We start from the raw sequence: 24,102 nt of genomic DNA, 5'->3' as shown, positions 1-24,102 counted from the left end.
GTAGAAATTTAATTATAATGGATAATTGATGAATTAAATTTTACTACTATTATAAATGGGTATGAAAGTAATAGTAAAAAATAACCTTAGCACACTCAATAAGTAGCTAAGGCTATTTTTATTTTTTATGATATTTTCTATATAGTGAAGGAGTTATACTTTCATGCTTTTTAAAGATTTTTATGAAATATCCAGATTCATTAAAACCAAGATTATCACTAACTTCTGAAATAGTTAAATCTGTTGATATAAGTAATTGCTTTGCCCATTCTATTTTTAGTAGTGATAAGTATGCAGAGTAGTTGTGGCCTACTTCCTTGGCAAATATTCTACTAAAATGGCTAGGACTTATATGACATAAATCAGAGGCCTTTTTCAGTGATACGTTTTCATTTTTATGAGAATAAATATATTCAATAGCTGGTTTTAATATTGAATTATGTACAATATTTTTTTCATAAGATAAATCTTTTATATGGGAGTTTGTAATAGCATTAGAAAGCTCATCTTTTATATTTTTAATATTACTTACTTTATAACTAGATAAATCTAATTGATTATCAGAGGAGTTTTTATGTATAACTTCTTTTTCATATAGTTCAAGAATAAGACTTTTATCTAGTGATTCTTCAACTATATAATTACATAATTGAAACAACATTTCAGCAGTGTTTTTAACTTCTTCATAAGACAAACTTGGTATATTAGAATATAAATTATTTAATTCATCCATGTTATCATTTACAAAAAACTTTGAAGGTATAGTTAAAATATGCTCTAATGAATCTTCATCCTCTTTTTTATTTAATCTAACTTGACCTGCCATTATGGCACCAATATATTTATCATCTACAATAATAGGAATTGCTATATCAACGATATTATAATGACAAAGATAAATATAAGGCTTATTTTCTCTAACTGCTTCAAGTCCACCTCTAGAATCACATTTTTGGCAATAAGGTGATAACTTTGGATCTTTTCTAACAGCTTCACAAAATTGATTACAAGAGCTATGCTTAGATACCGGTATACCTTTATAATCAACTGTTATCATGGCCATTTTTGTAACTAGAGAAAGGGAATCTTGGAGTTTTTGCCATTTATCTAAATCAATAATTTTATTTAAATTTAGGTGTTTACTTTTCAATGAAATCTCCCTTCTTATTTTCTTAATAATATAAAATTAATTTTATCACAGAAATAATAAAAACTCTATTTTAGTGCCTATAACTTTGTACAAGAAAATAATGCCAATATCATAAAAGTATAATTCTTTTAAATTGTAGCAAAATATTACGATTACAAATTGCAATATTTCATCATTATACTCCAATGAAAATAAATAATAGAGGGATTATAATGAACTTACGAAAACATTATCATAACAGGATAGTTAAGATTAAAGGAGGACTTTTTATGAGAAAAGCATTTATTTGCCCAACTAAATATGTTCAAGGAGAAGATGAACTATTAAATCTTGGGTACTTCGTGAAAACGTTTGGGGAATCAGCACTTTTAATTGCCCATAAAGATGATATAGAGCGTGTAAGAGTTAAATTAGATAAAACAGCAGAAAAGTTTGGTATTAAGTTTATAGAAAGTAACTTTAAAGGAGAATGTTCTAGAACTGAAGTAGCTAGATTACAACAATTAGCAAAAGAAAATTCTTGTGCTTGTACAATAGGTCTTGGTGGTGGAAAAGCTATAGATACTGCAAAATGTGTTGCAGAGGGAGATGCATTAATAATAGTTCCAACTATAGCAGCTACAGATGCCCCTACTAGTCACTCAGCAGTATTATATACAGAAGATGGAGCATTCGATGATTATGCTTATTTCAAGCAAAGTCCAAGTGTAGTACTTGTAGATACTACAGTAATTGCAAATGCGCCAACAAGATTTTTAGTTTCAGGTATGGGAGATGCTTTATCAACATATTTTGAAGCAAGAGCTACATCAGAATCTTATTCAAATGTAAATGCAGGATTACCTTGTGGAGTTAGAGAAGGAGATTGTGGCCGTGCAAGAGGAACTAATGCAGCATTAGTACTTGCAAAACTATGTTATGAAACATTACTTAATGATGGTAAGAAAGCAAAGGAAGCTTGTGACTGTAATTTAGTAACTAAAGCATTAGAAAATATAATTGAGACTAATATACTTTTATCAGGTTTAGGATTTGAAAGTGGTGGATTAGCAGCAGCACATGCCATTCATGATGGATTAACTATATTAGAAGGAACACATAAATATTTCCATGGTGAAAAAGTTGCATTCGGAACTATTGCACAATTAGTTCTTGAAAATGCACCAACTGAAGAAATAAATCAAGTATTAGATTTTTGTTTAGAAGTAGGATTACCAGTATGTCTTTCAGATATAGGTGTTGATGAGATTTCAAATGAAGAGTTAATGGAAGTAGCTAGAAAGTCTTGTATTCCAGAGGAATCAGTTCATTCAATGCAATTTGATATAGCAGTAGAAGAAGTAGCGGCAGCAATAGTAGTAGCTGATAAAATTGGTAAAGAATATAAAATTAATAGAGGTAGATAAAAACATGAAGAAGATAATAAATACACCAGAAAATGTAGTAAGAGAATTATGTAATGGAATGGTTATGGCTCATCCTGAGCTAGAATTTATAAGTAAATATAAAATAGTTAAAAAGAGAGAAATTAATAAAGATAAAGTAACTCTTATAAGTGGTGGTGGAAGTGGACACGAACCAGCACATGCAGGATTTGTTGGAGAAGGTATGTTAGACGTTGCTGTTTGTGGAGATGTATTTGCATCACCATCACAAATTCAAATATATCAAGGAATAAAAGAATCTGCTAGCAATAAAGGAACTTTACTTATAATTAAAAACTATAGTGGAGATATGATGAACTTTAAGAATGCAGCATATCTAGCAAGTGAAGATGGAATAAATGTAGATTATATAAAAGTAGAAGATGATATTGCAGTTGAAGATAGTCTTTATACAGTAGGTCGTAGAGGTGTTGCAGGGACTGTATTAGTACATAAAATAGTTGGTGCAGCAGCAGAACTTGGAGAGAGCCTGCAAAATGTAAAAGAGGTTGGACAAAAGGCAGCAGATAATGTACGTAGCTTAGGATTTGGATTTACTTCATGCACAGTTCCAGCTAAGGGAACACCAACATTTGAAATTGGTGATGACGAAATGGAGTATGGCGTAGGAATCCATGGTGAGCCAGGAATTCGTCGTGAAAAAGTTATATCAGCAGATGAATTAGCTGAAAGAATGGTAAATCAACTTTTAAATGACTTAGGAATAAGTGAAGGTAGTAACGATGAGATTGCTCTTTTAGTAAATGGATTTGGAGCAACACCAATGCAAGAATTATATTTATTTAATAACTCAGTTACTAGAGAACTTGCAAAGAAAAATATTAAGATATATAAGACTTTTGTAGGTAACTATATGACAAGTATAGATATGGCTGGAGCTTCTATATCTATAATGAAGCTTGACAATCAATTAAAGGAATTACTAACTAAACCTTGTGATACTCCTGCATTTAAAGTATCTAAGCATATAGAATCAAGAAAATATAAAGATGTAGAGATTGAAGATTTAAATGATGAAGAAGTATCATTTAAAGTAGAAACAGATGAAGCACATTCTGTTATAAAAGATAATAAGATTACATTAAATAACATGATATATATTGTAGATAAAATGAGTGAATGTATCATAAGTAATGAAGTTCCATTCTGTGAATTAGATTCTCATGCTGGAGATGGTGATTTTGGTATGAGCGTTGCTAAAGGATTTAGACAATTAAAGAGAGAATGGAAAAATATCACAAGTGATAAAGATATGAGTATAGGTTCATTCTTAGATGAATGCTCTATGATTATAATGGAAAACTGTGGAGGAGCATCAGGCCCAATTTGGGGATCAGCTTTTAGAGGTGCTGGTAAAAAGGTTGGAAATTTATCAGAGCTATCTATTAAGGATTTTGCAGGTATGATGCAAAGTACAGTAATAGCTATACAAGAAACAGGAAAGAGATCTTTTGGAAGAGGAGCAGTAGTAGGAGATAAGACTTTAATAGATGCACTTGTACCTTGTGCAGATTCTTGGTCAGAAAGTGCAGATAAAGGAAAAGGCGTTATAGAAGCTTTTGAAAATGCAGCTAAAGCGGCTGTACAAGGAGCTAAAAATACAGAGGAAATAGTAGCTCGTATGGGAAGAGCAGGAACTGTAGGAGAAAGAAGTATTGGATATCCAGATGCAGGTGCCTATGCTTTAGGTGTTATCTTTACTGAGATTTCAAAAGGATTAAAATAAAGATAAAAATCTACTTCAATCTTAATATAATAGGTTTTAAAAAGGTCAGCAAATTTATTGCTGACCTTTCTTTATACAATATTAAAGAGTGACTTAATTATTTCAACCGTAATTATTATAATACGTACATTAAGTACATAAATCTATTTAAATGAAGTTTATTACATACCAAATATAAAAAATAAAATAGAAAGCTAAATTTGTGTATAGCTTATTACTATAACTCTTTTTTATTACCTTCTACAAAACAATTCATATCGTAAATTTCATCTTCCTTAGGTTCTCTATTAAATTCCTTTTTAAATTCATTTATACAATCTTCAATAGAAGTTTTATCAGAAACGAGTTTACTTATAGATTTCATATGATTTACATATTCATCAAAGCTTTCTTTAGTATATATTCCATGGTGAGAAGGAACATAATAATCAGCCTCATAACATTGAAGCTCTATTAAAAGTGGTATAAATTTATCTTTTGAATAGCTCCATTCACCGTTGTACATATCTAGGTAAAGGGAATCTCCAACAAAGGCAGTAGTTTTATCATTTTCTTCAATTAAAACTATTGAATTATCATTTGAATGATCACTTGATATATGCTCAACAAATACTTTAACGCCACCTAAGTCTATTTTTAAGAGTTCATCATAAATAATATCTCCTGTAGGGATTGAAAATTCTCTATTATTATCAGGATGTTCTATCTTTATATGCTCTAGGCAAAATTCTATTTCTTCTCCATTTTTTACTCTTTCTTCAATAGCACTGTTTGTCCATTCTAAATCTCTAAGCTTATCCAGTTTTTCATTAGTAATACCATTTACTATATTTATTAAATTCATATAATTTGCACCAACTATATGATCCCAGTGCCAATGAGTTATAACTAGGTACTTAAGAGGTGAGTGATTTAACTTATTAACTTCATTTAAAAATTGCTCAGCATGACTTTTAGAATTTCCGCTATCAATAATTAAACTATATTTATCACCAATTACAACTCCAAGTGCTGGTCTATCTCCAGACTGTCTATTTTCCATATAATATACCCTATTAGTAAGTTTCTTTAACATAACCTCATCCCTTCTCTTCATTTGATTTAACTAATTATAACACTTATATATATGTATTCTCAATTTATGAATTTCTTAAAATTTAGTATTTGTTTGTTAAATGTTATTTAATACTATGTTCATTGTATTTACTATGAAAAAGTATTATCATGAAAAAGTAGTTAGGATGCTAACCAATTTAATCCTAGGAGGCTACTATGAAAGACGCACATGAGTTTAGGATATGTCTTTATTTAAAAGAAATCAATTCTATAATAAATAATAAGATAAATAACAAAGTTAAAGAAAGAGGACTTACTCAAAGTCAAATTACAGCAATAAAGCTTGTTGCACATTTTAAAAAATTAACAATTACAGAACTTAGTGAGTGTATGTCAATTAAAAAATCTACTTGTTCAGGAATTGTTGATAGATTAGAAAAGATGGAAGTTTTAGAAAGAGTTAAAGATGAAAATGATAAGAGAATAACTTACATAATGTTTTCTAAAAAAGGACAAGCATTATCAAATGAAATAAAAGAAGATATAAATAGATGTTTTAAAGAGATATTTAATAGCATTTCTGAAGAAGATCTAATACTTATAGAAAATAATTTAGAAAAGTTAAGTAATTTAATACAAAAAAATTAAAATAAAAAAGGAGAGATTTATATGCCAAAATTATTAATTCCAGCAATTATATTTATAACATGTGCTTTAATTTTCTATACAATAGGTGTATGGGGAGAGCATAGAGCAAAGGTACTAAGAAAGAAACACGTTATTATTTTCTGGTGTGGTTTAGTTTGTGACACATTAGGAACATACACAATGAGTAAAATTGCAGCAGCAGGTACTGATAAAGCAATAACATCTACACAACTTTTAATTCACCAATCAACAGGTATGCTTGCAATATTATTAATGTTATGTCACGCTGTATGGGCAACTTGGGTATTAAATAGAGGAAGCGAAAAAGCTAAAGAAGCATTCCATAAATTCAGTATGGTAGTATGGGTAATATGGTTAATACCATACTTCGTAGGAATGTATATAGGAATGGCAGGCTAAAATATTATATAAAAATTAAAGGTGCTATAAATTTAGCACCTTTTTCTTTTTAATGCCAGAAGGTCAGGAGCATTAAAAAGGTTTGTATATAATATATATTAATGTAAAAGTATATTTAGGATTAATATTTTAATTTTAGAGCTATTTTAATCGTGAAATACAATTTAATTAATATAAAAGGAGAGATATTTATGGAAAAGAAACAATATATTTGTCCAAAGTGTGGAAATGATCATTATGAATCAGATCAATTCCAAGCAACAGGAGGAAACTTTGCAAAAATATTTGATGTTCAAAATAAGAAATTTATTACAATAAGCTGTACAAGATGTGGATACACAGAATTGTATAAAGCAAAAACTAGTGATGGATGGGATATACTAGATTTCTTAATAGGTTAATGATAAAAAAGCTAAGTATCAATTTGCTATTATAGCAATTATTTAGAATTAATATTAGTGAACTGTATTATAAGTAAGCCTCCAAATCTTGTATTTGGCTAAAGCAAACTTATTCAGCGAGCGAATGCGAGAAGAGTTTCATATTAATACAAAATATTGTGTTAATTCCAATTTTTTATAAAAATAATCAAAAAAAGGTTGTAATTAAATAAATACTATGTTATTATAAATGAGTAGCAAAGATGCTAACAAAAAAATAAGTTTCATTTAGGTAAATAGTTTCTCATAAATTAGAGATTATTATATCAATTTAGAATCTTTAATTTCAGGAGGAATATTTATGACAGATAAGACAATAACATGCAGAGATTGCGGAAGCGAATTCATATTTTCAGTAGGAGAACAAGAATTCTATAAAGAAAAAGGATTCGAAAATGAGCCAACAAGATGTGTATCTTGTAGAAGAGCTAAGAAAGAACAAAATAGAAGATAATTTTAGATTGTTATAGGTTGTAGTTTAAACTACAACCTTTTTTGATATTCATTATAAAGAAATTAATAAGGCAACTTGGGTTTTAAATAAAGGAAGCGAAAAAGCTAAAGAAGCATTCCATAATTTCAGTATGGTAGTATGGGCTATATGGTTAATACCATACTTCGTAGGAATGTATATAGGAATGGCAGGCAAAAATATTTATATAAAAATTAAAGGTGCTATGAGTTTAGCACCTTTTTCTTTTTAATGCTAGGGGGTCAGGAGCATCAAAAAGGTTTGCATATAATATATATTAATCTAGACTTAATGAAAAGGTTACATTAAGTCTTCTAAAAATATATTCCTCTAAAAGGTATAGAAAAAATGTTTTCCTTTTGATTTAATTAGAAATAAATTAAATAATGTAAATTTCCATTGAGATAACATAATATCTTCACAATAGTTTATCTTAGATGTTAAAATAGTAGCTATAGAAGAAATTTAAGTAAGGATGTGTTGAAAGAAGTATGCAAAAATATGATCAGGATAATCCAAAGCTTATTAATTCTATGGTATGTACTATAGATATATTAGGATTTTCACAAATGATAGTAGATTCTTGTAGTGAGGGGGATGGAAACAAGCTACTCAATGAGATCAACGTTCTTATAAATAAGAACAAACAATGTATAATCCCAAATAAGTATAGTCAAGGGAAGATAAAGATATATACTGATAATATGATTGTTGGATACCCTATAAAAGATGATGGGGAGGAAGAATTAGACGAAATATTGGATAATGTATCAGAATATCAATTTAACCTATCGCTAGAAGGCCTTTTTGTTAGAGGGGGCGTAAGTGTAGGTGAATTTTACATAAATGAAGATATTGTTTTTGGGCCAGCTCTTTTGGATGCTCATAATACTGAGAGTAATCTAGCTTGCTATCCAAGAATTATATTAGACCATAAGACAGTGAGTAGATTACAAAAGTATATAAATAATTATGATGTTGCGCCACAACACAAGAAAATACTTATTGATAGTGATGGGCAGTGGTTTTTAAATTATTTAAATACTATATTTAAATATTACACAGAATGTAACAATGAATATGAGTTTGAAAGAGTACAAATAGAGTTGCTTCTTAGACATAAAGTTAAAGTTGAAGAAATGCTAGATTTAAATAAAAAAAATATAAGAGTATGGGACAAGTATGTATGGACAGCTAATTATCATAATTATTTCTGTGATTTAAATTTTCCAAATGAAAAACAGTTAAAAATATCAAGAAAGAGGTTACTTTCATGGCCTAGAGAATTTTCGAAAAATGATTTTTAATATCATAGATAATACATTGTGGATTGAAATGAAACCTATTGATAGTGAATATTTCAATAAAAGTATTGCAATAATATGAATAATATGTTAATATAAATGAGTAGCAAAGTTGCTAACAAAAAAACAAGTTTCATTTAGGTAAATAGTTTCTCATAAATTAGAGATTATTATATCAATTTAGAATCTTTAATTTCAGGAGGAATATTTATGACAGATAAGACAATAACATGCAGAGATTGCGGAAGCGAATTCATATTTTCAGTAGGAGAACAAGAATTCTATAAAGAAAAAGGATTTGACAATGAGCCAACAAGATGTGTATCTTGTAGAAGAGCTAAGAAAGAACAAAATAGAAGATAATTTTAGATTGTTATAGGTTGTAGTTTAAACTACAACCTTTTTTGATGCTTTATTATAATGAAATGTTAAATGAAAAAATATAAGAGTATGGGACAAGTATCTATGGACAGCTAATTATTATAATTATTTCTGTGATTTAAATTTTCCAAATGAAAAACAGTTAAAAATATCAAGAAAGAGGTTACTTTCATGGCCTAGAGAATTTTCAAAAGATGATTTTTAATATCATAGGTAATACATTGTGGATTGAAATGAAACCTATTGATAGTGAATATTTCAATAAAAGTATTGCAATAATATGAATAATATGTTAATATAAATGAGTAGCAAGTATGCTAACAAAAAACAAGTTTCATTTAGGTAAATAGTTTCTCATAAATTAGAGATTATTATATCAATTTAGAATCTTTAATTTCAGGAGGAATATTTATGACAGATAAGACAATAACATGCAGAGATTGCGGAAGTGAATTCATATTTTCAGTAGGAGAACAAGAATTCTACAAAGAAAAAGGATTTGAAAATGAGCCAACAAGATGTGTATCTTGTAGAAGAGCTAAGAAAGAACAAAATAGAAGATAATTTTAGATTGTTATAGGTTGTAGTTTAAACTACAACCTTTTTTTGATATTCATTATAAAGAAATGAATAAAGCAACTTAGGTATTAAATAAAGGAAGCGAAAAAGCTAAAGAATCATTCCATAAATTCTTCTAAAAATATATTCGTCTAAAAGGTATAGAAAAAATGTTTTCCTTTTGATTTAATTAGAAATAAATTAATATATTTGCACTAAGATAAATGGGACTATATCAATTTGATATAGTCCCAAGTTAGTTTGTTAAAATTTATTAAATTTATAAGATTATATTATTTGTTTTCAAATCTAAGTGCTGTTAGAGTATTAGGTCCTTGTGTGACTACACCAGCTATACTTGCTGATACAATAACACTATACTCAACATCAAAAAGATTATTAACATTAACATCTACATGTGAAAATGGTATTGCTTGCTGATCATCACGGCCCTCAGCATCAACCTCAACGAATAAAGTATAGATTGTTGTAGGAGCAATATTAGGTGAATCTTTAACAATCCTAATTGTGATTGTTGCTACAGCAGCCGCATTATTATTAATTGAAATTACACCACTTAGCCATACTCTATTTCCTCTTGCCACTCTATTAAATTCTACTTCAAGCAATTCTACACCGGTAACAGGGATAGGAGTAGGAGTTGCTGGTGTTCTTTCATCATATCTGAATTCAACCTTAGTATCTGAATCTTTGCAAGGTTTAGATCCTTTATCATAGCAAGGATCATATTTAACATTACAATAAGAATCGGTATTTTTATTACAATTCATTTGTGACATAATAAAACGCCTCCTAATTTGTTATTTTTTATTCTTTACTTATAGTATATTAAGTAGAGTAAAAAGTGTGACAATATGTTAAGCATATAAATAATTAATTTATGTTTATATGAAAAAATAATTGAGATGATTATTAATTCAGTATCGAGATAAATTCCAACTTATCTAACAGTTAATAATTTTAAATATAAAAAAATATTAATGAATAAAATTATTCCACTTGCTTAAAATATAACTATATTTTAGATAAGGAGATTAATTTTACATGTATATTAGTATATTATTTAGCACAATAATCAAAGGTATTTTAATATATGTTTTAGCACTAATTCTCAGTAAATTAATTGGTATTAAAATTATTTCACAAATGAATTTTTTTGATTTTATAGTGGGTATCTCTATAGGCTCAATGATTGCTAAAATTATAATTGATAAAGATCATGTAGTTTTTTCAGGAATTACAGCATTAATAGTTTTTACATTGTTAACTATAGCAACTAGTTATTTAAATTTAAAAAGTTATACAGCTAGAAGGGTAATAAATGCTAAAACTTTGATATTAGTAGAAAATGGACGTATTATTGATAAAAATATAAAAAGACTTAGGATTACAATAAATGAGCTTATGATGAAGCTTCGAGAAAAGGATGTTTTCAGTTTAGAGGATGTACAATTTGCAATAATGGAGAGCAATGGAAAGTTATCAGTTTTAATAAAAGCAGATAAAAAGCCAGTAACTCCATACGATATGGATTTAAAGGTAAAGAGTTTTTCTTTGCTAAATGATATTATAATTGATGGAAAAATAATAGATAAGAATCTTAAAATAGCTGGTATAGATAAAAAGTGGTTACAATCTGAACTTAAAAGGAGAAAGATAAATAATATTGAAGAGATTTTTTATGCAGGTGTAGACAAAAATAAAAAACTTACTATTTCAGAAAAGTATCCTGATGATTTTAATCCAGAAGATAAGTTTGGTATAGAATAAATAATTGAGGATAAATCAGTATAAGAATCGAATAATGGACTTTAATTAGGCAATGTGATTTAAAAGGCAATAGAGTTACTTCTATTGTCTTTTATTTATTTTTATAACTGATAACTATTAATTAAAAATGTATATGCAATTATATTACCAAAATGTTACAATTTATATGTGATGTTTTTATATAATTAATTATATAGAAATGTAATTAATATTTATATGTGGGGGATGTATGGGATTTAAAGATACCAAAATAACACTATGTACATTTGAGCCTTATGAATGTAATGCTGTTAAAGAATATTTAGAAATGATGGCAGAGAAGGGTTGGATGCTACAATCAATATCAATGAACTTTTTTAAGTTCAAAAAAATAGAACCTAGGAAGATAAGCTATTCAGTAAATCCTCTTGAGAAAGCTTCTATTTTTGATACAACAGATACTGATGAAGCCTTAGAGTATAGAAGGATTTATGAAGATGATGGGTGGAGATTTATAGATCAGGCTAATAAGGTACAGATATTTATGTCAGAGTATGAATGGAAGACTACCCCTATTCATAAAGAGCCAGAAGAATTATTTAAATCAATTTCTAAAGCTTCATCTCATTATGTATTTAGTCAATTAGCTATAGTTATATTATTTATGATTAATATTTATTTACAGTTTTTTTCTAGAAGTCTAGACTATTCCCTTTCTTCAAATTTAAGCATAGCAACAGGTATACTGTTGGGAAGCATAGTACTTGCTAACTTTATAGAGGGGGTAAGCTTTTTCTGTTGGTATTTAAAAACTAAAAGAAAGATTAAAGAAAATGAGTTTAAACACTATGGTAGTTATAAACAACTAAGAATAAAAAATTCTATTATTCTATTAGGGATTGTATTAAATGTAATTACATTAATAGTTTGTATGATTCTTGGAGATGGGATTACCATTGTAGATTTATTATTAATACTTATACCAGTTATAGTTATGGTTATTACTTATAAATTAATTGGTAAGCTTAAGATTTCTATTGAGTTTAATATTCTTATGACTACAGCAATAACTATAATTAGTCTTGTTATAGTTGCTGATATTGTAGCATCTCCAATGTTTAATGATTATGATTTAAAAGATAATAAATTAGCTTATGGAATTAATTTAACACTGATGGATTTTGGAGTTGATAAAGAGGATGAGGATCATACTTATAAAGACACTCAATCAAGTGTTTTGGCTAAGCGGATAGAGTATAATTCTACCTATGATAATAATAGTTTAGATTATACTATTCTTGAAAGTGAATATCCTTGGGTAATTGAGCTTCAAAAAAATAGTTTTATAAGAAAATATATTGAATACGGATCACATAATATGATTGAAAAAGATATGAACTTACCTAATAATATAAAAGTTTATTCTGCTGATGATACTCAAAAGTATATAATTACTTCAGAGAATAAGGTGATAGAAATTGCGAATTGGTTAGAAGATGTTAGCGAAGATGAATTTATAAATAAAGTATATAAAAAGTTGTTTGAATAATATTATGTTAAGTAATTAGGCTATATTTAAGTATAATGCTGAAACACAGCCTCTTAGAATTCATTTCATCTGAATTAGCTTTATTTGTTACGTTTTAATATAATGCTAAAGAATAGCATTAGTAATTTATAGCTTTTAAGAGAAACCCCTAGAGATAGGGCTTTCTTTTTATATTATAAAAAGTGAAAAATATTTGAATAACAATTTATATAATAAAAGTGTAAAAAAATTTTTTCATAATATTATAAAAAATAGTTCTATTATTTGATTAAGGATACAAAATTTATATTAAAAGTTAATAAAATATCAAATGAAAATATAATTTTGTGTTTACAAAATATTAATTTCTATGATAAAATAGGACAAAATATGTAGAATAGTAGCATAGGTAGAAAAGAAGATTTATTATGTAGGATTTAAGTATTTAGAGTTAATACTTTAGGTACTTAAAAGAAGAAAAATTTATAGTAGTATAGGAGGTATGAACATGAATAAAAAACATGATTTCATAGCAGTAGGATTCACAATATTCGCCATATTCTTTGGCGCAGGAAACTTAATATTCCCACCAGAGATTGGGATAAATTCAGGTGAAAACTGGTTTATGTCTTTATTAGGATTCTTTATTTCAGGAATAGGGCTACCCCTTCTTGGAATATTAGCAATTAATAAAGCTGGATCACTTGAAAAATTTGGAGAAAAGATAGGGTCTAAATTTACAAATATTTATACAGCACTAATACTTATATGCTTAGGACCTATCGTTGCAATTCCTAGAACAGGAGCTAGCACATATGAAATGGGGATATTACCTAATTTAGGTAATGTAATAAGCCCAGGAGTATTTGCAGTAATATTTTTTGGAATAGCTTTAGTATTGACTTTAAGACCAACAAAGATAGTAGGTTACGTTGGAAAGGTATTAACACCAATTATTTTGGTTATTCTTGCAATTATTATAATTAAAGGTGTATTCTTTACAGATCATATGTTTACACAAGGAACAGGAAATTCATTTAGCTACGGATTTATAAATGGATACCAACCAATGGATGCTTTAGGTGCACCACTTACAGCAGTAATTGCTATAAATGCTATAGTAGCATTAGGCTACACTGAAAATTCAGATAAAAAATCTATACTTAAAAAGGCAAGTATAGTATCAAGTATTGGATTTGTATTTGTTTATGGAGGATTATTATTCTTAGGTGCAGCCCTTGGAGGATACTTCCCACAAGGAATAAGCCAAACAGAATTAACTATAGGTATTGCACAATTAGTTTTAGGAGACTTTGGTAAGATAGCACTTGGAATAGCAGTTGCAGCTGCATGTCTTACAACAGCAATTGGATTAACTGCAATGGTAGGAGAGTTCTTCTCAAAACTTTTAAAAGTTAGATACGAAATTATAGTTACAATAATTTGTGTTGCATCAGCAGTAGTTTCAATTGCAGGTATAGATAGCATAATAAAACTTGCATTACCAATACTTATGATTTTCTACCCAATACAAATAGTTCTTATATTATTTAATGTAATTGGAGTAGAGAGTAAATTAACTTACAAAATTACAGTATACACAACTCTTGTAGTATCTATTTTAGATGTACTTCACACTCAATTTGGAGTAACAGCACTTAATGGACTATTTAAATTTATACCATTATCTAGTGCAGGCTTTGCATGGGTAGTACCAGCTGTAATTGCAGTGGGCGTTTCTTTATTGATTAACATGCTTAATAGGAAATCAATAGATGCAGCTGTTGATATAGTAGATGCAGAATAGGAAAATTATAAAATAAAAGAATTATAAAATAATGGAATTTATAAGACATTAGCTTAGATAATATAGTCTAGCTAATGTCTTTTTTATATAATATTGTAATTAATGGTAAGAAGGTTATTGATAGAATATAGTCTAACTAAGTCTTTTTTTATATCTATAAAATACAAATTATTGAATTTATGTTATAATTATGATAACGTTTTTAAATTAATTGTTGATTACTGTATAAATAGGGTTACTAATTTGGTAAATATAATTTTTTATAATATTTATGGAGGGGTTTATATGTATAAATATATGTATGTGGAGGCAACTACTAGTGGGATGTTTAGGGAAGCAGATCACAGGGAATTAATCGATAATTATAGCAAAGAGGGTTGGAGATATGTAAGTGCTATACCAACTGAGTTTTATGGAAATAATGGTCAGATTAAAACATTTGATTTAGTTTTTGAAAAGAAATGTGACGAATAAAATTATATAAAAAAGCAATATAGTGAATAAAAGATATAGGTTTTGACATAGAATTAATATTGTAATGATTTATTACAAATTCCTTTAAAATGTACGAAATTTAAACTTCAAGGAGGAGTATTCTATGGAAAAATTTATAGTAGCTTGTCTTTTATTAGTGCTCTTAATAGGTGGCTCTTATTATGTAAACAATAACTCTAGCGAAAATGCTATAGAGTCTAGTGGAGATATAGAGTCTGACGGAGAGGTAGAGTCGGGTGGAAAAGAGATAACAACAAAAGAAATAGAGAACTTAACAAAATACATAGAAAGTAAAACTGATGATATTTGCGAAAAGACAAATAACAGATCTTATAATGCATTTGAAATTTTAGGTGTCAATGAAGATGAAGTTTATATTTGGCTATTAAAAGCAAATGATAAAAGTGTAGTATCTACACCAGTTCAATTAAAGGTAAATGATGATTTTGAAGTTATAGGTCATAAGTATCCAAATGGTGATGCAGATTATAAAGAGGAATTACAAGACTTATTCCCTAAAAGAGTAATAAAAAAGATGGATGATGGTCAAAACGGCTATATAAAAAAATTAGAAAAGAAAATAGATGAAGAGAGAGCACTTAATAATTCTTAAAAGAATATGATTTATAATATGATTTAAAAGGCTGTATCAAGTTGAATGAAAATATTCAGTTTGATACAGCCTATTTTTAATTTAGAACATAAAAAATAGAAAATAAAGAAGATAATTGAGAGTTATATAAATATAATAATTTACGAGTGTTTCTGGATTAATTATCCATAGGATATGTATAATAAAATATATAAAGAATTTGAGTAAAGGGTGGGGCAGATGAGGTTACGCAAGAAAATATTTATGGCATCTTTTGTTGTAATAGTAATGATAATTACAATTTTAATTAAAGGAAGTGCTTCAAGTAATTTAGATAAATTTATTAACTATGATGAAAATAAGTATATGTATACAAGCTTTGATTTAGCTATAAATTTAGAGAGTGAAGTGATAACTAACATGACAACATATACTGATAAATCTAAAGACAGAATAGAGCTTTTGAAGCACTTAAAAACTCTTGAGCAAACTGAATTTGAAGAAGGTTATAAAAAATCTAATGCTAATATAGGAATAACTATTCAAGATAAAAAAGTATTTACTAAAGAAAGTTTCAATTATTATTATGCAAAATTAGCTATTTATTTAAATGATAATATTATTTGCTTAGAAGAACATAGTGAAATAAATAATGAGGACTCTGAAGCTAAAAAAATATATTATAAAATTAATAACGAAACAAAAAAATTAGTAGAAAAAATAATTAAAGATGCTGTAAATGAACAATCTGAATATTTATAAATTAAGGGCAAGCTTATCGACTTGCCCTTAATAAGTATTATTTATATTTAAAGGGGGTATAGGAAAATGGGATTTTGGATTTTTATGATGATTTCAGATTTATTAATTCCAATTACAATGGTTGGCTTTGGTAAATACTTTATCAAACATGCACCAAAAGAAATCAATGAAGTTTTTGGGTACAGAACTTCTATGTCTATGAAAAATAAGGATACATGGGAGTTCGCACATCACTATTTTGGAAAACTGTGGCTAACTATAGGATGGATTATGCTTGTTATTTCTGCTATAGCCATGTTATTTGTAATTGGAAGAGATGAAGATGTTGTAGGAACTTTTGGTGGAATACTTTGTGGTATACAGCTTGTTTTATTAATTGGGCCTATCTTTCCTACGGAGAGAGCCTTGAAGAGAAACTTTGATAAACGTGGTAATAGAAAAAGTGAAATAACGAAGAAATGATCAACTACTATAAATATCTTTGAAAATGGTGTGTAGAAATTTTATGATAAAGATAAGAGAATATAAAATCGTTAAAAATTTTGCGTGGCTACTAATTCCAGCTACATTAGGCTTTTATCAATCTAAACTTAATAGTATACAGAGTTTACTTAAATATGTAGATTGTAATAATATTGATGGATTAATTGCTACAACAATATTACCTAATATAATGATATTAAAAGTTATAGGTTATATAATTTTCTTTATTGCTATAGTATTGTATTTTAAATTTGTACGGGGTAGTTCTCGTGCTGAAGTTAAGAGAAATAAATAAAAATGATAAGGAAAGTTATTTGAATTTCTAGATTCTCTTTTCAAGAATCTTCTATAAATTACTTTCATATGTAAATATTAATATGAAAGTGCATAAAAGTTCCAACATAAAATTGTAGGAATTTATGCACTTTTTTTGTTGCTTATTTTCAAGAGGAAGTAGTTTACATAAAGAAATGTATGATTTAACTTATCTAATAGATTTTGATTACAGAAAGGGAGAGACCTATACAGGAAAAAAATAACTAAAAAATTGAAAAATATTTTCAAAAAGGTATTGAAATATGAATAGAAAATGATTACAATAAGAATATAGAGAAAATAATTTTCAGAAAGGTGATATATAAAATGTTAGATGGATTAAAAGGGAATTTGATAGTTTCTTGCCAAGCTTTAGAGGATGAGCCTTTACATAGTTCTTTTATTATGGGAAGAATGGCAATCGCAGCTAAGGAAGGTGGCGCAGTAGCAATAAGGGCACAAGGTGTTAGTGATATTAATGAAATAAAGAAGGTTGCAAAACTTCCTATCATTGGAATAATAAAAAGAGTTTACAATGATTCAGAAATTTATATAACGCCAACTATTAAAGAAGTGGACGAGCTTCTAGAAACAGAATGTGAAATGATAGCATTAGATGCTACAAAAAGAAAAAGACCTAATAATGAAAATATACAAGATTTAGTTGATGCTATTCATGAAAAAGGAAAAACAGCAATGGCAGATGTGTCAACTTTAGAAGAAGGTATTGAAGCAGAAAAAATAGGATTTGATTGTATATCAACAACACTTTCAGGGTACACATCATATTCCAAACAAAGTAACAATGTTGATTTTGAACTTTTAGAAGAGTTAGTAAAAACGGTAAAAATCCCAGTTATTTGCGAAGGAAAGATAAATACTCCAGAGGAACTAAAGAAGGCATTTGAATTAGGTGCATATTCAGCAGTGGTTGGAGGAGCAATCACAAGACCACAACAAATAACAAAGAGATTTACTGATGTTTTAAAATAAATTAAAAATTAAAATGATTTTGGGAGGAGAACAACAATGAAAGGTATTTATTCAGCACTATTAGTTTCATTTGATAAGGAAGGAAACATCAATGAGAAGGGGTTAAGAGAAATAATAAGACATAATATTGATGTATGTAAGGTAGATGGTCTTTATGTAGGAGGAAGTACTGGAGAAAACTTTATGCTTTCAACTGATGAAAAGAAAAGAATATTTGAAATTGCAATGGATGAAGCAAAAGGACAAGTTAAATTAATAGCTCAAGTAGGGTCAGTAAACTTAAAAGAAGCAGTAGAACTTGCAAAGTTTGCAACAGAGCTTGGATATGATTCATTATCAGCAGTTACACCATTCTACTATAAATTTGATTTTAATGAGATAAAACATTACTATGAAACAATAATAAATTCAGTAGATAATAAAATGATTATTTATTCAATTCCATTCCTAACAGGAGTAAATATGTCAATAGATCAATTTGCTGAACTTTTTGAAAACGATAAGATTATAGGCGTTAAGTTTACAGCAGCAGACTTCTACTTATTAGAGCGTATGAGAAAAGCATTCCCAGATAAATTAATATTTGCTGGATTTGATGAAATGCTATTACCTGCTACAGTACTTGGTGTTGATGGAGCAATTGGTTCAACATTCAATGTAAACGGTATTAGAGCAAGACAAATCTTTGAAGCTGCTCAAAAAGGTGATGTACAAACATCATTAGAAGTTCAACATGTAACTAATGATTTAATAACTGATATTTTAAATAATGGTCTTTACCAAACAATTAAATTAATTCTTCAAGAGCAAGGTGTGGATGCTGGATACTGCAGACAACCTATGAAGGAAGCTACTGAAGAAATGGTTGAAAAAGCTAAGGAAATTAACAAAAAGTATTTTTAGGGATATTTATTGAAAATAGTAGTCTAACTTTAAAAAGTTAGACTACATAAAAGAATAGGGGAGGAGAATTGGTATGCAAGGGTTTACGAAGATTGATTTAGTTGTACTAGTTGTTTATTTAGGGGCTGTGCTTTATGCAGGTTTAAAGTTCTCTAAGAAAGAAATGAAAGGAAAAGAGTTCTTTAGAGGTGATGGAACTATTCCTTGGTGGGTTACTTCGGTTTCTATATTTGCAACTTTATTAAGTCCAATTTCATTTTTATCATTAGCTGGTAACTCTTATAAAGGTAGTTGGATAATGTGGTTTGCTCAACTTGGTATGTTTGTAGCAGTACCTCTTACAATAAGATATATCTTACCAGTTTATAGTAGACTAGATATAGATACTGCTTATGAATATCTAGAAATAAGATATAAGGATAAAGGGCTTAGAGTTCTTGGGGCTATAATGTTCATAATTTATCAAATTGGACGTATGGCAATTATAATGTATTTACCATCAATGGTATTAGCAAAGCTTACTGGTATAAATGTTTACTTACTTATCATAGCAATGGGCATAATAGCAATAATTTATTCATATACAGGTGGATTAAAGTCAGTATTATGGACAGACTTTATTCAAGGATGTGTACTTATAGCAGGTATTATTTTTGCATTAATATTCTTAATTTCAACAATAGATGGCGGATTCGGATCTATTATGAGTGAATTAACTGAAGGTGGAAAATTCTTATCTTCAACAGAACCGATATTTGATGCTAATATATTTAAAACAAGTGTATTCTTATTAATAGTTGGAGGAGGATTAAATACTTTCTCATCATATATTTCAAGTCAGGATGTAGTGCAAAGGTTTACTACAACTACAGATATAAAACAATTAAAGAAAATGACTTATGGTAACCTAGTATTATCATTATTTGTAGCAACTATATTCTATTTAATAGGAACAGCTTTATATGTTTTCTATAATCAAAATCCTCAGTTATTACAAACTGCTCAACAAGACCAAATTTTTGCATCATACATAGCATTCCAATTACCAGTTGGTATAACAGGTATAGTTCTTGCAGCTATATATGCAGCAGCACAATCAACACTTTCAACTGGATTAAACTCAGTTGCAACAAGTTGGACTTTAGATATTCAAAATTTTATAACAAAAGATATGTCAATGGAAAGACAAACAAAAATTGCGCAATATGTATCTTTAGGAGTTGGTATAGCTTCAATACTAATGGCAGTAATCCTTGCAAATGGTGGAGTAAACTCAGCTTATGAATGGTTTAATGGATTTATGGGACTTGTTCTTGGAGTTTTAGCAGGAATATTTGTATTAGGAGTATTCTTCAAAAAGGCTACAAAAACAGGAGCATATGCTGGATTTATAGCATCAGCAATAGCTGTTGTTGTATGTAAATATGGCGGATTCGATGTAAGTATATGGTCATACTCAATCATATCAATTGGAGTTTCAGTTATAGTTGGAATGATAGTTTCATTAATGACTCAATCTCAATTGGTTGATGAGAAAACTTTAAATAAAGCAACAATGTACTACAATAAAAATTAATAATATAAATAAAAATATAATGTTTAATTAGATTAAGTGTTGATTTTTAAATGATCCCTAACATTCATTTAAAGATCAGCACTACTTTAAAATCAAATATTTTTAGAGGTGAATGAAATGATATTTGGCAATTTAATGAATTTAGAAAGTTATGATTATTTACCAAAGCTTGTTAAAGAAGCTTTGCTACATGCAAAAGATAATAATGTAATAGAGTTTGCTCCAGGTACTCATGAAATAAAAGGGGAAGAGCTGTTCTTTAATAGGGTTAATTATACTACAAAAAATAAGGAAGATCGTTTTTGGGAAGGACATAAAAAATATATAGATGTTCATGTTGTTTTCAGTGGAAAAGAAAGAATAAATCTTAATTTTAAGGAAAACTTAGAATTTAAAGAATTTATTGAAAAGGATGATTTTTTAGCTTTTGAAGGAGATGAAAACTCTTCAGTTGTTTTAGAAGCGGGAGATTTCTTAATTTGTTATCCAGATGATATACACATGACTTGTCTAAAGGCTAGTGAGGAGTCTTCTGATATAAAAAAGGCTATTTATAAAGTGATTTTATAATATTTTATGAGGTTGTATTAAAACTTACAATAATAAACTATGAAACTAGATTGATTGATTAGGTTTATAATTTTATTTTAAGTTATTTTGATACAGCCTTTATTGCTTATAATAATTTTATAAGGTATTAATTTTTTAGAGGTGATAAATATGGATTTATTTGCGGTTATAGATATAGGTGGAACTAGCATAAAGTATGGAATTATAAATGAAGAAGAAACATTAATAAACATTAATGATAGAGATACTGAAGCTTATAAAGGTGGATTAAGTATACTTGATAAAGTTAAAGATATAATTAAAGAGATTAAGAATAATTATGATATAAAAGGAATATGCATATCAACAGCTGGTATGGTATGTCCTAAAGAAGGCAAAATTGCCTATGCTGGGCCAACAATACCTAATTATACTGGGGTTGAAGTGAAAAAAATATTAGAAAAAGAATTTCATTTGCCATGCGCTGTAGAGAATGATGTTAATTGTGCTGCGCTAGGAGAATTCTTCGGAGGAGCTGGTAAAGGTAAATCTTCAATGGCATGTTTAACAATAGGCACAGGAATTGGTGGAGCATTAATTATAGATGGAAAAATACTTCGTGGATTTAGTAATTCAGCTGGAGAAATTGGTTATATGTTAGTTAACGGAGAACAAATTCAAGAAATTGCATCAGCAAGTACCTTGGTAAAAAATGTAGCTATAAGAAAGAATATTGACCCTAGTGAAATAGATGGTAGATATATATTAGATAATTATGAAAAAGGAGATCTTATATGCAGGGATGAAGTTGAGAAATTGGCTGATAATTTAGCATTAGGAATTTCAAATATTGCTTATTTAATAAATCCTGAAGTTATTGTTCTAGGTGGAGGAATAATGGCTAGAGAGGAAGTTTTTAAACCTCTAATTGAAAAGAGTTTAAAAAAGTATTTAATAGAGTCAGTTTATAACAACACTAATATAGCTTTTGCAGAACTAAGAAATACCGCTGGACTTAAGGGCGCTTTTTATAATTTTAAAGAAACATTTAAGGAGTCTTCTTTGTAATTTGATTATTAAGAATGAGATACTTAAAATATAGATTATTAGCATTGATTTAGGTATATATTGTTTTATTACTTATATACGAGCCTTCAGGATTTATACAAAATTGCACAAAAATTTAATTAATTTTAAAATGTGCAAATTTCTATAAAATATTTTAAATACTAATTTAAATGGGGGGATAGAAATGAAAAAAAATTTTGTTAAAAACCTAAGATTCTTATCTATAATGACTATTATCGTATTATGTACTAGTAATCCTGTATTTGCAAGTGAACTAAATACTAATACTGAGGAGCCAGCAATAACAGTATTTGATAAAACTAATAATGTATGGAATGCAAAGTATTTTAGAATTCCAAGTATGCAATTATTAAAGGATGGCACGATGTTAACGTTTTCTGATATTCGTCATAATGGTGCTCAAGACCATGGAAATATTGATATTGGATGTGCACGTAGTATTGATGATGGAAAAACGTGGAGTTACCAAGTAGCAATGAAAAATGATGGTGTCAATTCAAAATTTTCTCGTGTAATGGATTCAACAACAGTAGTTACCAATACAGGCAGAGTTATATTAATTGCAGGCTCTTGGAATAAGGATGGTAATTGGGCAAATAGTACAACTTCATTAAGAGATGATTGGTCTGTTCAGATGGTTTACTCTGATGATAATGGCGCAACATGGTCTGATAAAATAGATTTAACTACAAATCAATCAAAAATAAAAAATCAACCAAGCAATACAATTGGATGGTTAGGGGGAGTTGGATCAGGTATTATAATGTCTGATGGAACAATAGTAATGCCAATACAAATTGCATTAAGAGAAAACAATACTAATAATTATTATTCATCAATTATATATTCAAAAGATAATGGTGAAACATGGACAATGGGAAATAAAGTACCTAAATCAAAAACTTCTGAAAATATGGTAATAGAGCTAGATGGATCTTTAATTATGAGTGCTAGGGATGATTCAGCTGGTTATAGAGCATCATATATATCTCATGATTTAGGATCTACATGGAGTGTATATGAACCTTTAAATGGTAAAATTTCAACTGGTTCTGGCTCAGGCTGTCAAGGTTCATTTATTAAAATTACAAATTCTAATGGCCATAGAATTGGATTAATTTCAGCACCTAAGAACACTAAAGGCGGATATACTAGAGATAATATTACTGTTTATATGATTGATTTTGATGACTTATCTAAAGGAATTAAAGAACTATGTGTCCCTTATCCTAAAGATGGAAATAAATCTGGAGGTGGGTATTCCTGCTTATCTTTTAACAATGAAAAATTAAGTATTCTTTATGAAGCAGATGGAAATATAGAATATAAAGACTTAACATCTTATTATAAATCAATACAATAAAAGAAAATATTATTAAAAAAATCTTCAGTAATTATGCTGAAGATTTTTTTAATAATTAACAATAATTTGATGACAGCACTTGCCTATTGGATTTTTCTTTTGACATTGTTACTTCCTCCTATAAAACAAGTATGGATTAAATTATAGTATATAAGTAGGTTTCTTTTAGTATAAATAATAGTTAAGTGTAATTTAAATATAAGATTAAACCTATTATTATTTCGTGTTATAATCTGGTATAAGGGATATTGTACATAATAAAAATATAATCTATGGT

General features: G+C 28.2%; 26 protein-coding genes and 1 pseudogene. 24 read left to right on the top strand and 3 right to left on the bottom strand.

The features are described from left to right. Window positions 1-118 precede the first annotated feature (118 nt). Complete coding sequence (locus ACQPUW_RS11460) at window positions 119-1,150, bottom strand: PocR ligand-binding domain-containing protein (protein ID WP_430837631.1); 1,032 nt, start codon at window positions 1,148-1,150, stop codon at window positions 119-121. A gap of 269 nt (window positions 1,151-1,419) precedes the next feature. Here ACQPUW_RS11460 and ACQPUW_RS11455 point away from each other — a divergent pair, with 269 nt between their 5' ends. Continuing rightward, complete coding sequence (locus ACQPUW_RS11455; protein ID WP_430837630.1) at window positions 1,420-2,556, top strand: glycerol dehydrogenase; 1,137 nt, start codon at window positions 1,420-1,422, stop codon at window positions 2,554-2,556. Between the two features lie 4 nt (window positions 2,557-2,560). Next, the gene (gene dhaK / locus ACQPUW_RS11450) at window positions 2,561-4,321 is read left to right on the top strand and encodes a dihydroxyacetone kinase subunit DhaK (protein ID WP_430837628.1); all 1,761 of its coding nucleotides are present in this window, start codon (window positions 2,561-2,563) and stop codon (window positions 4,319-4,321) included. A gap of 217 nt (window positions 4,322-4,538) precedes the next feature. Here the strand turns inward: dhaK and ACQPUW_RS11445 are convergent, their stop codons facing one another. Then, entirely contained in the window at window positions 4,539-5,396 is an 858-nt protein-coding gene (locus ACQPUW_RS11445; protein ID WP_430837626.1) for an MBL fold metallo-hydrolase, read from the bottom strand. Window positions 5,397-5,593: 197 nt separating this feature from the next. On the opposite strand from ACQPUW_RS11445, the gene ACQPUW_RS11440 reads away from it, so the two are divergent. The 8 genes and pseudogenes from ACQPUW_RS11440 (at window position 5,594) to ACQPUW_RS11405 (ending at window position 9,606) form a co-directional block, all read left to right on the top strand. After that, entirely contained in the window at window positions 5,594-6,025 is a 432-nt protein-coding gene (locus ACQPUW_RS11440; RefSeq protein WP_430837624.1) for a MarR family winged helix-turn-helix transcriptional regulator, read from the top strand. Between the two features lie 21 nt (window positions 6,026-6,046). Next, the gene (locus ACQPUW_RS11435) at window positions 6,047-6,445 is read left to right on the top strand and encodes an HsmA family protein (RefSeq protein WP_430837623.1); all 399 of its coding nucleotides are present in this window, start codon (window positions 6,047-6,049) and stop codon (window positions 6,443-6,445) included. 191 nt (window positions 6,446-6,636) lie between these two features. After that, complete coding sequence (locus ACQPUW_RS11430; RefSeq protein ID WP_430837621.1) at window positions 6,637-6,846, top strand: zinc ribbon domain-containing protein; 210 nt, start codon at window positions 6,637-6,639, stop codon at window positions 6,844-6,846. Window positions 6,847-7,186: 340 nt separating this feature from the next. Further along, the gene (locus ACQPUW_RS11425) at window positions 7,187-7,339 is read left to right on the top strand and encodes a zinc-ribbon domain-containing protein (protein WP_148323715.1); all 153 of its coding nucleotides are present in this window, start codon (window positions 7,187-7,189) and stop codon (window positions 7,337-7,339) included. Window positions 7,340-7,409: 70 nt separating this feature from the next. Next, window positions 7,410-7,589: pseudogene (locus ACQPUW_RS11420) on the top strand (hypothetical protein); the annotation flags it as partial. A 259-nt stretch (window positions 7,590-7,848) separates the two neighbouring features. Then, window positions 7,849-8,664, top strand: coding sequence for a hypothetical protein (locus ACQPUW_RS11415; RefSeq protein WP_430837620.1), 816 nt, complete (start codon window positions 7,849-7,851; stop codon window positions 8,662-8,664). Between the two features lie 207 nt (window positions 8,665-8,871). Beyond that, window positions 8,872-9,024 (top strand): zinc-ribbon domain-containing protein, encoded by a 153-nt coding sequence (locus ACQPUW_RS11410; RefSeq protein WP_016207147.1) that lies wholly within the window; start codon window positions 8,872-8,874, stop codon window positions 9,022-9,024. A gap of 429 nt (window positions 9,025-9,453) precedes the next feature. Beyond that, a complete protein-coding gene (locus ACQPUW_RS11405) occupies window positions 9,454-9,606 on the top strand; it encodes a zinc-ribbon domain-containing protein (protein WP_148323715.1) in 153 nt (50 codons plus the stop codon). A gap of 287 nt (window positions 9,607-9,893) precedes the next feature. Here the strand turns inward: ACQPUW_RS11405 and ACQPUW_RS11400 are convergent, their stop codons facing one another. Continuing rightward, window positions 9,894-10,400 (bottom strand): hypothetical protein, encoded by a 507-nt coding sequence (locus ACQPUW_RS11400; RefSeq protein ID WP_430837618.1) that lies wholly within the window; start codon window positions 10,398-10,400, stop codon window positions 9,894-9,896. A 265-nt stretch (window positions 10,401-10,665) separates the two neighbouring features. On the opposite strand from ACQPUW_RS11400, the gene ACQPUW_RS11395 reads away from it, so the two are divergent. From ACQPUW_RS11395 to ACQPUW_RS11330, 14 genes are all read left to right on the top strand, one after another. Continuing rightward, window positions 10,666-11,391, top strand: a complete 726-nt coding sequence (locus tag ACQPUW_RS11395) for a DUF421 domain-containing protein (protein WP_430837616.1) — start codon at window positions 10,666-10,668, stop codon at window positions 11,389-11,391. A gap of 229 nt (window positions 11,392-11,620) precedes the next feature. After that, window positions 11,621-12,919, top strand: coding sequence for a DUF2812 domain-containing protein (locus ACQPUW_RS11390; RefSeq protein ID WP_430837615.1), 1,299 nt, complete (start codon window positions 11,621-11,623; stop codon window positions 12,917-12,919). 487 nt (window positions 12,920-13,406) lie between these two features. Beyond that, a complete protein-coding gene (gene brnQ, locus ACQPUW_RS11385; RefSeq protein ID WP_430837613.1) occupies window positions 13,407-14,705 on the top strand; it encodes a branched-chain amino acid transport system II carrier protein in 1,299 nt (432 codons plus the stop codon). A gap of 285 nt (window positions 14,706-14,990) precedes the next feature. Next, window positions 14,991-15,179, top strand: coding sequence for a DUF4177 domain-containing protein (locus tag ACQPUW_RS11380; RefSeq protein ID WP_430837612.1), 189 nt, complete (start codon window positions 14,991-14,993; stop codon window positions 15,177-15,179). A 124-nt stretch (window positions 15,180-15,303) separates the two neighbouring features. Further along, window positions 15,304-15,813 carry a hypothetical protein gene (locus ACQPUW_RS11375; protein ID WP_430837610.1) on the top strand — a complete coding sequence of 170 codons (510 nt, stop codon included), beginning with the start codon at window positions 15,304-15,306 and terminating at the stop codon, window positions 15,811-15,813. Window positions 15,814-16,032: 219 nt separating this feature from the next. Continuing rightward, a complete protein-coding gene (locus ACQPUW_RS11370) occupies window positions 16,033-16,554 on the top strand; it encodes a hypothetical protein (RefSeq protein WP_430837609.1) in 522 nt (173 codons plus the stop codon). Between the two features lie 66 nt (window positions 16,555-16,620). Next, entirely contained in the window at window positions 16,621-17,016 is a 396-nt protein-coding gene (locus ACQPUW_RS11365; protein ID WP_430837608.1) for an SdpI family protein, read from the top strand. 43 nt (window positions 17,017-17,059) lie between these two features. Then, window positions 17,060-17,332, top strand: coding sequence for a hypothetical protein (locus ACQPUW_RS11360; RefSeq protein WP_430837606.1), 273 nt, complete (start codon window positions 17,060-17,062; stop codon window positions 17,330-17,332). Window positions 17,333-17,679: 347 nt separating this feature from the next. Next, the gene (locus tag ACQPUW_RS11355; RefSeq protein ID WP_430837605.1) at window positions 17,680-18,345 is read left to right on the top strand and encodes an N-acetylmannosamine-6-phosphate 2-epimerase; all 666 of its coding nucleotides are present in this window, start codon (window positions 17,680-17,682) and stop codon (window positions 18,343-18,345) included. Window positions 18,346-18,381: 36 nt separating this feature from the next. Beyond that, complete coding sequence (locus ACQPUW_RS11350; protein WP_430837604.1) at window positions 18,382-19,248, top strand: N-acetylneuraminate lyase; 867 nt, start codon at window positions 18,382-18,384, stop codon at window positions 19,246-19,248. A gap of 73 nt (window positions 19,249-19,321) precedes the next feature. Further along, a complete protein-coding gene (locus ACQPUW_RS11345) occupies window positions 19,322-20,824 on the top strand; it encodes a sodium:solute symporter (RefSeq protein WP_430837603.1) in 1,503 nt (500 codons plus the stop codon). 117 nt (window positions 20,825-20,941) lie between these two features. After that, on the top strand, window positions 20,942-21,394 hold the full coding sequence (locus ACQPUW_RS11340) for a YhcH/YjgK/YiaL family protein (protein ID WP_430837602.1): 453 nt from the start codon (window positions 20,942-20,944) through the stop codon (window positions 21,392-21,394). Window positions 21,395-21,544: 150 nt separating this feature from the next. Continuing rightward, a complete protein-coding gene (locus ACQPUW_RS11335; protein WP_430837601.1) occupies window positions 21,545-22,441 on the top strand; it encodes an ROK family protein in 897 nt (298 codons plus the stop codon). A gap of 184 nt (window positions 22,442-22,625) precedes the next feature. Continuing rightward, window positions 22,626-23,825, top strand: a complete 1,200-nt coding sequence (locus ACQPUW_RS11330) for a sialidase family protein (RefSeq protein WP_430837600.1) — start codon at window positions 22,626-22,628, stop codon at window positions 23,823-23,825. Window positions 23,826-24,102 lie beyond the last annotated feature (277 nt).

It is taken from the genome of Clostridium sardiniense (assembly GCF_050584765.1).
Classification (GTDB): domain Bacteria; phylum Bacillota; class Clostridia; order Clostridiales; family Clostridiaceae; genus Clostridium; species Clostridium sardiniense_A.
Note: the sequence above shows the minus strand (reverse complement) of the source record. Positions and strands in the feature narration are given on the sequence as shown.